This window comes from Agrobacterium sp. NPDC058088, from assembly GCF_042885035.1.
GTDB lineage: Bacteria > Pseudomonadota > Alphaproteobacteria > Rhizobiales > Rhizobiaceae > Agrobacterium.
This window is the reverse complement of sequence record NZ_JBHVSU010000011.1, coordinates 1-14,585: the sequence shown is the minus strand read 5'-3', so window position 1 is coordinate 14,585 and position 14,585 is coordinate 1. Positions and strand designations below refer to the sequence as shown.

At 59.0% G+C, this 14,585-nt stretch carries 6 protein-coding genes; 4 read left to right on the top strand and 2 right to left on the bottom strand.

The features are described from left to right. Positions 1–129: 129 nt before the first annotated feature. A complete protein-coding gene (locus tag ACFVTJ_RS21775; protein WP_004443999.1) occupies positions 130–273 on the top strand; it encodes a hypothetical protein in 144 nt (47 codons plus the stop codon). A 69-nt stretch (positions 274–342) separates the two neighbouring features. Here ACFVTJ_RS21775 and ACFVTJ_RS21770 read toward each other — a convergent pair whose 3' ends face one another. Beyond that, positions 343–1,521, bottom strand: a complete 1,179-nt coding sequence (locus tag ACFVTJ_RS21770) for a M20 aminoacylase family protein (protein WP_386910674.1) — start codon at positions 1,519–1,521, stop codon at positions 343–345. A gap of 572 nt (positions 1,522–2,093) precedes the next feature. On the opposite strand from ACFVTJ_RS21770, the gene ACFVTJ_RS21765 reads away from it, so the two are divergent. Then, positions 2,094–10,589 (top strand): GH36-type glycosyl hydrolase domain-containing protein, encoded by an 8,496-nt coding sequence (locus ACFVTJ_RS21765; protein WP_386910673.1) that lies wholly within the window; start codon positions 2,094–2,096, stop codon positions 10,587–10,589. A gap of 698 nt (positions 10,590–11,287) precedes the next feature. Here ACFVTJ_RS21765 and ACFVTJ_RS21760 read toward each other — a convergent pair. Next, entirely contained in the window at positions 11,288–13,054 is a 1,767-nt protein-coding gene (locus tag ACFVTJ_RS21760; RefSeq protein WP_386910672.1) for a glucan ABC transporter ATP-binding protein/ permease, read from the bottom strand. A gap of 335 nt (positions 13,055–13,389) precedes the next feature. Between ACFVTJ_RS21760 and ACFVTJ_RS21755 the strand changes: the two genes are divergently transcribed. Continuing rightward, positions 13,390–14,127 carry an autoinducer binding domain-containing protein gene (locus ACFVTJ_RS21755; RefSeq protein ID WP_386910671.1) on the top strand — a complete coding sequence of 246 codons (738 nt, stop codon included), beginning with the start codon at positions 13,390–13,392 and terminating at the stop codon, positions 14,125–14,127. A 105-nt stretch (positions 14,128–14,232) separates the two neighbouring features. After that, positions 14,233–14,585: biotin carboxylase N-terminal domain-containing protein (locus ACFVTJ_RS21750; RefSeq protein ID WP_386910670.1), on the top strand; the 353-nt coding region annotated here is incomplete at its 3' end.

Below are 14,585 nucleotides of genomic sequence, written 5' to 3'. Positions count from 1 at the left end.
GACCCCTATTTTTCCCAATTGGCGCCTCTTATGGAATTTTATCTCTACTGAAACAGTGGGGAATAAAGCTATTCTCTACTCGAAGTAAGCAATGCCCGTTTGAAGGGCCGAGCAGGAAGGGAGTGTACAATGTCTTATTCCAAGGCAGGAAAAGTAAAAGACTTTGTTTCGCAGCCCCAGTCGCCACGCAACTGGAAAGATTCGGTTCATGCGGCTCTTGTCGGCGTGTGCATGGCTTTCGTCGCTGCCGTCATATTTGGTCTCGTTCCCTGATCCTCCCGAATTTTCAGGCAACTTGAGAATAAAGGCCGGTCGCTCCTCCGACCGGCCTTTTTATGTTTATCACGCCTTCAGATAATCCTCTGCCAGATCCACCCAGAACGCGGTTCCGATCGGCAGGATTTCATCGTTGAAATCGAATTTCGGATGATGTAGCGGCGGGTCGTTTTCGGTGCGCGCCGTGCCGAGGAAGAAATAGCAGCCAGGCTGCTTCTCCAGCATATAGGCGAAATCTTCCGCGCCCATTGACGGGCGCTGCATCTCGGCCACCTTCTCCGGCCCGGCAAAACGGCGGGCGAGATCGGCGATATAATCCGTTTCCGCCTTGTGGTTTACAGTTGCGTTATAACCGCGCTCGTAATCGATGATGACACTCATGCCGTAGCTTGCCGCCTGGCCTTCGGCGATGGCCCGGATACGCTTTTCCAGCTCGTCACGCACGCCCGGATCGAAGGAGCGGATGGTCAGCAGCATCTCCGCCGTTTCGGGAATGACGTTGCTGGCAGCGCCAGCATGGAATGCACCCACGGTGACGACGGCCGACAGTTGCGGATGGATGTTGCGGGACACCACGGTCTGCAATGCCATGATGATGCTTGCGCCGGCAACGATGGGATCGGCGGCATCCTGCGGTTCGGCGCCGTGGCCCCCATAACCCTTGACGGTGATCCTGCATTCGTCGACGGCGGCAAGGATCGGCCCGTCGCGCAGCACGAATTGTCCGAAGGGCAGGCCGGGATCATTATGCAGAGCAAAGACCGCATCGCAGGGGAACCGCTCGAACAGGCCATCCTCGATCATGATGCGGGCGCCGCCGAAATTTTCCTCCGCAGGCTGGAAGATCAAATGCAGGGTCCCGTCGAAATTCCTGCGTTCGGCAATGATTTTCGCTGCTCCCAGCAGCATGGCGGTATGGCCGTCATGACCGCAGGCGTGCATCACGCCTTGATGGGTGCTTGCATAGTCCGCCCCGGTTTCTTCGTGGATCGGCAGCGCGTCAATGTCGGCGCGAATGCCGAGCGTGCGGCTGCTGTCACCATTTCGGAGCGTCGCCACAATGCCGGTTCCGGCGAGCCCGCGTGTCACCTCGTAGCCCATTTCCACCAGCTGTTCGGCAATGAAATCCGATGTCTTGAATTCCGATAGGCCGATCTCGGGATGACGATGCAGATGACGGCGGATCGCCACAACGTCAGGCATATGGTTGGCAAAGGAGGCGATGTTTGCGGTCTGTCTGGTCATTTTCGAAGTCCCTGGTTACGCCGCTTTTTTTCGGCGTCTTTTGCAAATGGCATAGCAGTATAAGTGCCCGCATGTAAGAGGTGTCGGGGGAGCCGGAAGCCCTTGAAATTCAGCGCTTGCATCGCATCGCGACAGGTGGCATGGAACTATTGACGTCCTGGGGCATTAGCTTCTTTCGGATGTAGCGCAGGCCCTGTCGGCCTCGCGTTGCCCTTCAGGTGTCAAGGGGGACGATCGGACGTTGCGCGAACAATTTTCGCCGTGGGGGAAGGTGAGACATCCGTTTGGAACGGCTTTGCCGGGCCGGAGGACAAAATTTTCCTGTCGTCGAAACCACCTTGCTCGCACCAATCTCCGGCTTCGCAAGGATATGCGGTGGACCGCGCCGCAAAATGCCATGCCCGAAGATATGCACCGTTTGACGATCCGCTTCCTGCGGCGGCTCACCCGGTTCACCGAAGGTTCAGGATAAGTCAGAAATATAGCGTGGCCCCATTTCGTGCGCGTTCCCGCCGTAAACGAAATGCCGGTCAAGTCGAACAGGTTTCCATACAGTTCAGAATACGAGCCCGATGTCATTTCATATCACCCCGACCGCCGCCGCCCGTGATTCCGAGACGAAGCAGATCGATCACAACGATTCGATCCGCTCGTCCTATATGACGATCGAGGAATTGCATGATGCCGGTGCCGCGCTTTCCCGCGATGGTGCCGACAGTCTTCCCGGCTTCATGGAATTCGATTTCTTCGAGCGCCACCGCGAGAATGAGAAGGAAATCTTGCGGGTCTACCGCACGACGGCTGTTGATGCGGAAAATGGCGCGACGATCACGCCGGCGGCGGAATGGCTGCTCGACAATCACTACGTCATCGAAGAGGCGATCCAGGAAGTCCGTCGCGATTTTCCGCGCAAGTTCTATCGCCAGCTGCCGACGATGACCGTGGGCGGGGTGACGATTCCGCGGGTCATGGCGCTCGGCTGGCTTTACGTCGCCCACACCCACAGCACGGTTTCGCGCGAGAACATGACGGCGCTGGTGGATGGCTACCAGACCTCGAAGACGCTGCAGATCGGCGAATTGTGGGCGCTGCCGTCGATCATCCGTTTCGTCCTCATCGAAAATCTCCGCCGCATCTCCATTCGCGTGGAGCGTTCGCGCCGCATGCGCCAGAAGGCGAATGAGGTCGTCGATGAGATCATCCGTCTCAACGATGCCGAAGCCTCGGCAGCACTGCTCAAGCAGGTCGATACGTTGGTTGACGATCCGACCTTTGCAACGCAGTTCCTCTACCGCCTCAGAAACGGCTCGCAGACATCGGGTTTTGCCGTGGCTTGGCTTGAAGAACGCCTGCATGCCGCCGGTACCGACGCTGAAAACGTCATGATGTCGGAACATAATCGCCTTGCCTCCGGCAACGTGACGATGGGCAACATCGTCAAGAGCCTGCGTGAAATCGATGACACCGAATGGTCGGTGTGGTTCGAGGAAGTCAGTCATATCGACAAGGTCCTGCGCGAAGAGACCGATTACGAAGTTCTCGATTTCGGTTCGCGCAACACCTATCGCAACACGATCGAGCTTCTGGCCCGCCGCTCGCCCAAAACCGAAGTGGAGGTGGCGCGTGCCGCCGTCGAAATGGCGCGGTCCGATCTGCCTGCGGGCACTGACGAAAATCATCGCGTCAATGTCGGCTCGGTGCTCGTCGGTCAGCGCCGCTTCGAGCTTGAAAAGACGCTTGGCTATCGACCGCTTGTATCGCAGCATATCGTCCGCTCGATGCGCAAGTTCAACTGGCTCGCAATCGCGGCGCCGGTGCTCCTTATTACGGCGGTCGCCATGCTCGCGGTCGGCTGGTTCCTGGCAAAAGCCGGCATGCCCTGGTATGTCGTGACCGCGTTCCTGCTGATGTTTGCATTGCCGGCCTCCGAGGGCGCGACCGGGCTTTTCAACACGCTCGTAACCTTCTTCGTGAAGCCGTTCCGGCTCGTTGGATACGAATTCAAGAACGGCATTCCTGAGGATGCCCGCACCCTGGTCGCCGTGCCCTGCATGCTGACCAGCCGCGACAGCGTCGATGAGATGATGCGCAATATCGAGGTGCATTATCTTGCTAACCCGCATGGCGAGATTTATTTCTCGCTGGTGAGCGACTGGCGTGATGCGCAGTATGAGCAGTCCGACGACGACCTTGAAATTCTCGACTATGCCAAGCGCGAGCTTGCAGCGCTGAACAGCCGTTATGCGTTTGACGGCAAGACGCGCTTTTACCTGCTGCATCGCCGCCGCATCTATAATCCGGCGGAAGGCTGCTGGATGGGCTGGGAGCGCAAGCGCGGCAAGCTGCATGAGTTGAACATGTTGCTGCGCGGCGACAAGGATACGACCTTCCTCGGCGGCGCGAACATCGTGCCGGCTGACGTCAAATATGTCATGACGCTGGATGCCGATACGCGCCTGATGCGTGATGCGGTCACCAAACTCGTCGGCAAGATGCACCACCCGATCAACCGCCCCAAGATCGATCCGGTATCCGGTCGTGTCGTGGAAGGTTACGGCCTTTTGCAGCCGCGTGTCACGCCTTCGCTGACGACCGGCAAGGACGCTTCCGTGTTCCAGCGCGTCTTTTCGATCAATCGCGGTATCGATCCCTACGTCTTCACCGTTTCCGACGTCTATCAGGACCTGACGTCTGAAGGCACCTTTACCGGCAAGGGTCTTTATGACGTGGATGCCTTTGAAGCGGCGCTGAAGGGCCGTATCGAAGAGAATTCCATCCTCAGCCACGATCTGCTCGAAGGCTCCTTCGCGCGCTGCGCGCTGGTGACCGATGTGGAACTGGTCGAGGATTTCCCGACCCGCTACGAGGTTGAAGTCTCGCGCCAGCATCGCTGGGCCCGTGGTGACTGGCAGCTGCTTCCCTTCATCCTTGACCGTGCCCGTGGCGTTACCGCTATCGGCCGCTGGAAGATGGTCGACAATCTGCGTCGTTCGCTGACGCCGATTGCCTGGTTCTTCGCCTCGATCCTCGGCTGGTATTTCATGGACCCGCTCGGCGCGCTGATCTGGCAGATCCTGCTGATCTTCTCGCTGTTCGTCGCGCCCACGCTTTCGTTGCTTTCCGGCCTCGTGCCGCGCTCCACCGACATTGTGCCGCAGGCGCATTTCCACACCATCTGGTCGGAAATCCGCGCCACCAATGCGCAGGTTGCACTGCGCATCGTCTTCATTGCCGATGCCGCCTGCATGATGACGGATGCGATTGTCCGTTCGCTTTATCGCCTGCTGGTCAGCCACAAGCTGATGCTGGAATGGCGCACGGCCGCCAGCATGCAGTCCAGCGCACAGGGCAGCATCATCGACTATTATCGCCAGATGTGGCATGCGCCCGTCGTGGCCATGCTTGGCCTGCTGTTTGCGGCGCTGCCGGGCGACAATGCTTTCCTGATCGGCATTCCCTTCACGCTGCTCTGGGTTCTGTCTCCCGCCGTCGCCTGGTATGTCAGTCAGTCGGCTGAAACCGAAGACCGGCTGTTCGTTTCCGAGCACGTTTCCTTCGAGTTGCGCAAGATCGCGCGCCGCACCTGGCGTTATTACGAGGCTTTCGTAACACCGCAGGAAAATCACCTGCCGCCGGACAATTTCCAGGAAACGCCGGAACCGATCGTGGCGTCGCGTACATCGCCGACCAATATCGGTGTCTATCTGCTCTCCGTCATCTCGGCGCGTCAGTTCGGCTGGATCAGCTTTGCCGATACGCTGGAGCGGATCGAGAACACGATCCAGACTGTCGAGAAGATGGAAAAATATCGTGGCCATCTCTACAACTGGTATCACACCGACACCTTGCAGACGCTTGGGCCGCGTTACGTTTCGGCGGTGGACAGCGGCAACCTCGCCGGCCATCTGATTGCGGTTTCGTCTGCCTGCCGTGACTGGGCGGAAGCGCCGTCGGCCCACCTTCAGGGCAATCTGGATGGTATCGGCGATGTCGCCGGTATTCTGCGCGAAACGCTGAAGGCGCTACCGGACAATCGCAAGAACCTCCGTCCGCTGCATCGCCGCCTCGAAGAGCGCATCATCGGCTTCTCGAACGCGCTCGCCTCCGTCAAGCGTGAGCACGAATTCGCCTCGATCCGTGTCATCAATCTCGCCGTGCTGGCACGCGATATCCAGAAGCTCGCAACCAATGTCGATCATGAGGTGAAGTCGGCGCAGAGCGCGGAAGTAACGCGTTGGGCGCAGTTGCTGGTGGAATCCTGCGAAGCGCATATTTCCGATAGCGCCATCGACCTCACAAACATGGAGCCGTTGCGCCAGCGTCTCGCATCCCTGCGTGATCGCAGCCGCAACCTCGCTTTCTCCATGGATTTCACCTTCCTTTACCGCAAGGATCGCCGTCTTCTGTCGATTGGCTATCGCGTCGAAAGCAAGGAGCTGGATGAGGCCTGCTATGACCTTCTGGCCTCTGAATGCCGCCTGACCAGCCTCTTCGCCATCGCCAAGGGCGATCTGCCGACCGAGCACTGGTACCGTCTCGGCCGCCAGGTCGTGCCGATCGGCGCGCAGGGTGCGCTGGTCTCGTGGTCGGGTTCGATGTTCGAATATCTGATGCCGCCGCTCGTCATGCAGGAGCGTCAGGGTGGCATTCTCAACCAGACCAACAATCTGATCGTCAAGGAACAGATGAACCACGGCCGCCGTCTCGGCACGCCATGGGGCATTTCCGAAGCGGCATTTAATGCCCGCGATCACAACATGAACTACCAGTACACCAACTTCGGTGTGCCGACCCTTGGCCTCAAGCGTGGCCTTGGCCAGAATGCGGTGATCGCACCCTACGCATCGATCCTCGCCAGCCAGTATGATCCGGACGGTGCACTCGAAAACCTCGACAAGCTGCGCAAGCTTGGCGCACTTGGTCAGTATGGTTTCCACGATGCGGTCGATTTCACGCCGACCCGTGTGCCTGACGGCAAGGTCTGCGCGGTGGTCTACAACTATTATGCTCACCATCACGGCATGTCGATTGCGGCTGTCGCCAACGTGGCTTTCGATGGCGTGTTGCGCGAACTCTTCCATTCCGATCCGGTGATCGAGGCGGCCGAATTGCTGCTGCAGGAAAAGGCGCCGCGCGAAGTGCCAGTCATGAGCGCCAAATACGAGCCGGAAACCCCCGGCAAGGAACAGGCCGATCTGCTACGTGCGGAAGTGCGCTCCATTGCCGATCCGGCGGTGCGAGATCGCGAAGTGGTTTTCCTCTCGAACGGCCACTATTCGACCATGCTCACTTCCACGGGCGCGGGTTATTCGAAGTGGAACGGGCAGGCGATTTCCCGCTGGAAGGCCGATCCGACCGACGACCGCTGGGGAACCTTCATCTTCCTGCGCGACACCACCAATGGACAATGGTGGAGTGCGACAGCGGAGCCGCGTGTCTTCGAGGGTGAAAAGACCAAGACGGTCTTCACCGATGACAAGGCCGAATTCCACAAGACGACAGGCGATCTGCAGAGCGTGGTCGAATGCATCGTCGCCACCGAGCACGATGCCGAAGGCCGCCGCGTCACCCTGCTCAATGTCGGTTCCGAGGATCGCTATATCGAAGTGACATCCTATATGGAGCCAGTCATCGCGTCTGAAGATGACGACAACGCCCATCCGCTCTTCTCGCGCATGTTCGTGCAGACGGAGATCGGCCGCCGCGGCGACGTCATCCGTGCGTGGCGCAACCGTCGCAGCCCGAATGAGCCGGGCACTGTCATTGCGCATCTGGCCGCCGACAATGCCGGCCCGTCGCGCCCGACGGAGTTCGAGACCGATCGCGCCAAGTTCATCGGTCGCGGACGGTCGCTGCGTGAAGCGGCGGCATTCGATGCCGGCGCGACGCTCTCCAGCACCGATGGTTTCACGCTTGATCCGATCCTGTCGCTGCGGCGTACCGTGCGCGTGCCGGCAGGCAAGAAGGTGAGCGTGATCTTCTGGACGATTGCTGCGCCAAGCCGTGAAGAAGTCGACAAGGCAATCGACCGTTATCGTCATCCGGATGCCTTCGCGCATGAACTCGTGCATGCTTGGACGCGTACGCAGGTACAGATGCGCCATGTGGGCGTTACCTCGCAGCAGGCGGCCGCCTTCCAGCATCTCGGTCGTTACCTGACCTACCCGGACATGCATCTGCGTGCGGATTCAGAAACGCTGAAAACGGGGCTGGCCTCGCAGCGCGCCTTGTGGCCGCTTGCGATTTCCGGCGATTTCCCGATCTTCAGCCTGCGCATCAACGACGACATGGACATGGATATCGCCCGCGAGGCGTTAAGTGCCCACGAATATCTGCGTTCGCGTGGCGTGATCTTCGATCTCGTCATTGTCAACGAAAGGGCTGCGTCCTATGCGCAGGATATGCAACATGCGCTCGATCATATTTCCGAGACGCAGCGCCGCATTAATCCTGCCGATGGCGGTCGCCCGCACGTCTTCTCCGTTCGCCGTGACCTGATGGACGAAGAGACCTGGAGCGCGCTTCTCGCCGCTTCCCGTGTCGTGCTGCACGTGCGCAACGGCAAGATTGTCGATCAGATCAACCGCGCGGTCTCGCTGTTTGCAGCCAATCGCGGTCCTGACGGCACTTCTGATGTTGCACAGGCCCGTCTGCCCGTGCCGGCCTTCCCGGTTGCGGAGCCGGTCGAGGATGCGGGCGATCTCGATTTCTGGAACGGTTTCGGCGGCTTTGCCAAAAACGGCCAGGAATATGTGGTGCGCCTGAATGGCGGGCAGTCCACGCCGCATCCATGGATCAACGTTATCTCGAACGAGAATTTCGGCTTCCATATTTCGGCCGAAGGCGCCGGTTTCAGCTGGAGCCGCAATTCGCGCGACTACCAGCTGACGCCCTGGACCAATGATCCCGTCATCAACCGGCCGGGTGAGGCCTTCTATGTCGCCGACGTGGAAACAGGAAAGCTCTATACGCCCTGTGCCGCGCTGTCGCGTGATCCAGACGCCATGTTCGAAACGCGCCATGGTCTTGGTTACTCCATCCTGACCGGCGTGGCGGATACGCTCGAAGTCGAACTGACCCAGACAGTTGACCGCGAAAAGCCGGTCAAGTTCTCGCAGGTCATCGTGCGCAACAAGGGTTCGAAAAGCCGTCGTCTCAAGGTCTATGCCTATGTGGAGTGGGTGCTCGGCAATAATGGCCAGAAATCCGCGCCGTTCATCCTGAGCAGGCATGATGCGGGCAACAACGCAATCTTCGCGTCGAACCCCTACAGCATCGACTACAGCGCCCGCACCTCGTTCCTGACGCTCGATAGTGAGGCCAGCGGCTTCACCACCAGCCGCCGGGAATTCATTGGCCGCTTCGGTTCAGCACAAGCCCCGCAGGGCCTCGTGTCCGGTGCGGCGCTTAGCGGCGGCACAGAGGTGGATGGTGATCCTTGCGCGGCGTTGATGCAGGAAATCCACCTGAAGCCCGGCGAAGAACGGCACATGACCTTCATTCTCGGCGATGCCGACAATGCGGAAGAAGCCGAGGCGCTGGTGAAAGATGCCCGCCAGGCGGACTTCCAGACGGTACTGGATGCGAGCAAGGCATTCTGGACGGGCTTTACCGGCCAGTTGCAGGTCTCCACGCCCGATGCCGGCTTCAACCATATGGTCAATAGCTGGCTGCCCTATCAGGCGCTGGCCTGCCGCATTCTGGCGCGTACCGCCTTTTACCAGTCGAGCGGCGCCTTCGGCTTCCGCGACCAGTTGCAGGATACGCTGGCCTTTCTGCTCTACCAGCCGGATCTCGCCCGCAAGCAGATCCTGCGCGCGGCTGGCCGCCAGTTTCCGGAAGGCGATGTGCAGCACTGGTGGCTGCCGCTGACGGGTGCTGGTGTCCGCACGACCATCTCGGACGACGTCGTCTGGCTCGCTTATGCGATCAACCAGTATGTCTCGGCCACGGGCGATGCCGCTATCCTCGATGAAAGCATTCCCTTCCTGAAGGGGCCGGCATTGATGCCCGGCCAGCATGATGCCTTCTTCCAGCCGGAGACGAGCGACAGGTCCGTCACACTTTACGAACATGCGGCGCTGGCGCTTGATCTCGCCATTCATCGCACCGGGGAGAACGGCCTGCCGCTCATCCTTGGCGGCGATTGGAACGATGGCATGAACCGCGTGGGCGTTGGTGGCAAGGGCACGAGTGTGTGGCTCGGCTGGTTCCTGTCAGGGGCCTTGCGCGATTTCATCGAGATTGCCGAGAAGCGTGGCGATACCGACCGGGTCGGCAAGTGGGCGGCGCATCGTGAAAAGCTGCGAAATGCTCTCGAAACAGCCGGCTGGGACGGCAGCTACTACCGTCGCGGTTACTTCGATGACGGCACACCGCTTGGTTCGGCCAGCAGCGAGGAATGCCAGATCGATTCGCTCGGCCAGAGCTGGAGCGTTCTCTCCGGCGAGGGTGAGGAAGGCCGATCGCGACAGGCTATGGATGCCGTCATGGAGCATCTGGTTGATGAAAAAACCGGTATCATCCGGCTGTTCACGCCGCCCTTCTCGCGTGCGCCGCACGATCCGGGTTACATCAAGGGATATCCGCCGGGTGTTCGCGAAAACGGCGGGCAATATACCCATGCTGCGACCTGGGTGGTTCTTGCGCTTGCCAAGCAGGGCCGTGCACAGGAAGCATGGAACTGCTTCCAGCTGCTCAACCCGGTCAACCATGCGCTGGATGCGGCATCGTCGGAAACCTATCGGGTTGAACCCTATGTGGTGACCGCGGATGTTTACGGTGAAGGCGCCTATGCGGGCCGCGGCGGCTGGAGCTGGTACACCGGCTCGGCCGGCTGGCTCTATCGTGCCGCCGTCGAGGGTATTCTCGGCATCACCCGCACCGATGGCAAGCTGCATATTTCGCCGTCGTTGCCGGAGGACTGGAGCGGTTTTTCGGTGAAGATCACGCTTGACGGTAAGGCAAGAGAGATTACCGTCAGCCGCAGGGCCGGCACGGCGGAAATTTCATTGTCCGTCGACGGCAAGGATCTGGCGGCCGGTGATGGGGTGATCCCCTTCGACTGAGACAGGCGGGCCTTCGGTTCGCTTTTTAAGTCGGGCTCCTGTGGTGACGCAGGGGCCCGAATTTCGTTGTGGGTTCTGCCCGCTTTCGATGCTTGTTTGGCGTCCTGGGTATGGCGCCTGTACAGCTATACAGAGCCAGCAAGAAAGCTCAACGCGCGGTCACTGAACGGTTAAGAATTTTTACCGTTATTGTTTTCGTAGCTGATCGGCGCTGACATGCTGAGAAGAATTGGGCTAATACGCCGTGCCAAGCGCATATTTGCAGCTGTTTTTGCGACGCAAATGGATGCTTCCGTTGGCGATCTTACGAAAAACGAATTGGTAAGAAATGAGCGGCGGAAGCAAGGGGACGATGGCAGCAAATCGAGACCGATAGACCATTTTGCATATTTTCCGACGCATGAAGGGCAGATGCAATACAGAGACTTCTTGGTCTCCCGTGGCTACAACATCACCCGTGAGGCGATGGATGCGTCGCAGAGAGCGCGGCGGGGCATAGAGTTTCCAAGCCGCTAGCTCCGAACGACATCGATAGAGAAATAGGGTTCGTCAGCACAACGGCTGCAAAATTCGGTGGTGAATATGACGGTTGGGGAACTGAGGCAGAAGGTTTGTGATGTCCCGACATTCTCGAAGCGAACGACGAAAAAGGGCGGACACGATAGTGCCCGCCCATTTTGCATTCCATTCGTTGAGCCTCAGGAGGCTATTGCTTTGGGCCGTGGCTGCTGGCCTTCGTCTTCCGTCAGCAGGCCGCTGGTGCGCAGCAGCGAGGTGAAGCGTCCGCCGCGCTGGCTCAGTTCGTCGAAGGTACCCTTTTCGATGATCCGGCCCTGATCGAGGAACAGGACGAGATCGGCATCGCGGACCGTGGAAAGGCGGTGGGCGATGATGAAGGTCGTGCGGTTCTTTCGCAGCGCGTCCACGGCGGCCTTCACGCGGGCTTCGGTTTCCACGTCAAGCGCACTTGTCGCCTCGTCGAGAACCAGAATGGGCGCGTTCTTCAGGATCGCACGGGCAATGGCGATACGCTGGCGCTCGCCGCCGGAGAGGCGGTTACCGCGCTCACCCACCTGCGTCAGGTAGCCGTTGATGCGGCTGTCGATGAAATCCGTCGCTGCCGCCGCCGCTGCTGCTTCCACCACTTCCGCATCGGTGGCCGATTCACGGCCGAGGCGGATGTTTTCGCGGATGGAGCGGTTCAGCAGGCCGGCGTCCTGGAACACGGTCGCGATGGAGTTGCGCAACGAGTTTTTCGTCACCGTCGAAATATCGGTGCCGTCGATCAGGATCTGCCCGGAATCAGGGTCGTAGACACGCTGCAGGAGGTTGATCAGCGTGGTCTTGCCGGCGCCGGTCGGTCCGACGATCGCGATTGTCTCGCCAGCCTTGGCTGTGAACGAGACGTCGTGAACGCCCTGCTTGGTGTTGGCGAAACCGAAATTGATGTTGCGGAACTCCACGGTGCCGGAGACATTCGACAATTCGCGGGCGTCGCCCGGTTCTTCCCGTTCCTTGACGGAATCCTCCAGAACGAAGAAATCCTCGAGCTTGGCGCGGGCTTCGAAAATCTGCGTCACGAATTGCCGCATCTGGTCCAGCCTGCCGATCAGGAGATTGGCGAAACCGATGAAGGCGATGACGTCACCGACGCGCAATTCGCCGTTCTTCACCAGCACTGTACCGATGACAAGAATGATCATCATCGAAACGGTGGAAGCCGTGCGATTGAGCGCGCTGGCGAAAGCCCACCAGTCGAGAACAGGATATTGGGCGCTCAGCAGTTTTTCGGTGAAGGATTTCAGCGCCTTCGTTTCCGCTTCGATACGGTTGTAGCTGTGCAGCACCGACACGTTGCTGATGGAATCGCTGACATGGGCAAAAACGCTGTGATAGTGCTCCTCGACCGAGGCCTGCCCATCCTTCGTGCGTCCCATCACCCACTTGCCGATGAACCAGTAGACGATGCCGAGGCCGATCAGCACGAAGCTGAGGCGCATATCCATAGACATCGCGGTCGGCACCAGCAAAACCAGTGCGACAAAGGTGGCCAGATGGGTGCGCATGAATTCCAGCCACAGGCCGAACAGAGTTTCGCTGGCGCGCAGCAAGGTGTGCAGGGCGTTGGACGTGCCGCGCGTATGATGCCATGAGAGCGGCATCGAAATGATGCGACCGAAGGCTTCCGTCAGCAGCGAAGCGCGCCGCCCATGCGCCAGCCGGTCAGCCTCACGGGCGACTGCGACATAAGCGACGGTGTTGAAGACGCCGAAGCCCGCCCACAGAATAAGGATGGGCGTAACATTGGTGCCGGAAGAAATGGCGTCGATGATACGGCCGAACAGTACGGGTTCGGCGATGGTGATCGCTGCAAGAATGACGTTGGCGATGACGACCACCGTCACCCGCCATTTATGAACGGTCAGATAGCGCAGAGCGCGTGTGTAAACCTGAAACAAGGTCAAATTTTCAATCCAGTCCGAGCGTCTTTATCGAGCGGTTGTTTGTTCGGCCTCAAGGCAAGTTATTTTAGCAAGGTTGCATGAGACGGCGAAATTTGTGTAATTATCGCTCTTTCTGTCTGAATGGCGGCTTAACAGATTAACCGCTCGTGCGAACCGAAAAACCGAACCCGATGTTTCCCGGGTGCCTGCCATCACTAGATTTCGCATCTTCGTTTCAGGGATTGCTAACGACGATATGTTCAATCTGAACCGACCGGCGCCCGAGTAACATGACGTCATTGCGGGACCATGTCCTTGTGTCATCCCCTCAAGCCAAGCCCGGATCCCCTGTCTTTATGCATGATATTCTTCACTTCATCTCTGCGTGTTCTCAAGCAGGAAGCGCCGACCGCGTTCGCTCAGAGTTTACCAAGCTCATTCGCGAATATGGCTTTGAATATTTTCTCGTCAGCAGGCGCATGACCGGGGAACTCGCCTTCGCCGGCCAGATTCTCGCCGAGCATCTTCCTGAAGGCTGGCTGGAGGTCTATAGGGCCAAGAAATACAATCTTGTTGATCCGGTCCGCAAGGTGATCGGCATGGTGCACAAGCCGTTTCAGTGGAAAGAAGCGCTTGATGGCCTGCCGCGTGCGATGCATCGAAAAAGAGCAAGCGTGTTTTTTCACGATGCCGGCCGATACGGTCTGCAGGGCGGTTATGCCTTTCCCGTGCATGGACGCGCGGGGTTCATCGGTGCGGTCTTCATTGGCGGCCAGGATCGGCAATTGCCCTCTTTGCAGGTCGAACTCCTCGATGCGGCCACCCGCGCCGTCTTCTGGCGGCTGCTCGATCTTTCCGGACAGGCCCACGGCTTCAGCAACGCACCTGATTTTTCCGCCCTCGAGCTCACGCGGCGCGAAATGGAGGTTCTGGCGCTGATGGCGGATGGCATGACCTCCACCGAAATCGGACGCCAGCTATCGATCTCGAACCATACGGTTGACTGGTACATCAACGGAATTCAGCGCCGCTTCAGTGCCAAGAACCGCCAGCACACTGTAGCACTTGCTTTTCGTCATGGCCTGTTAAGCTAACGCAAACAGGACAGTTCTCGCCGGAATTGCCCTTTCCAAGACTTGGTTTTGCTGCTTTATTCCGCACTGCAGCAGAATTTTGTTTTGGCGTGTGGGGAGACCGTCTTGAAGATATCGAAAATACTTGTTGCCAACCGTTCCGAAATTGCCATCCGCGTTTTCCGAGCAGCCAATGAGCTTGGTATCAAAACCGTTGCGATTTGGGCGGAGGAGGACAAGCTGTCCTTGCACCGTTTCAAGGCGGACGAATCCTATCAGGTTGGCAGGGGGCCGCATCTCGCCAAGGATATGGGGCCGATCGAGAGCTATCTTTCGATCGAGGAAGTTATTCGCGTGGCCAAGCTCTCCGGAGCGGACGCGATCCATCCCGGTTACGGTCTTCTGTCCGAAAGCCCTGAGTTCGTGGAGGCCTGCAACAAGGCCGGCATCACCTTCATCGGGCCGACGGCGGACACGAT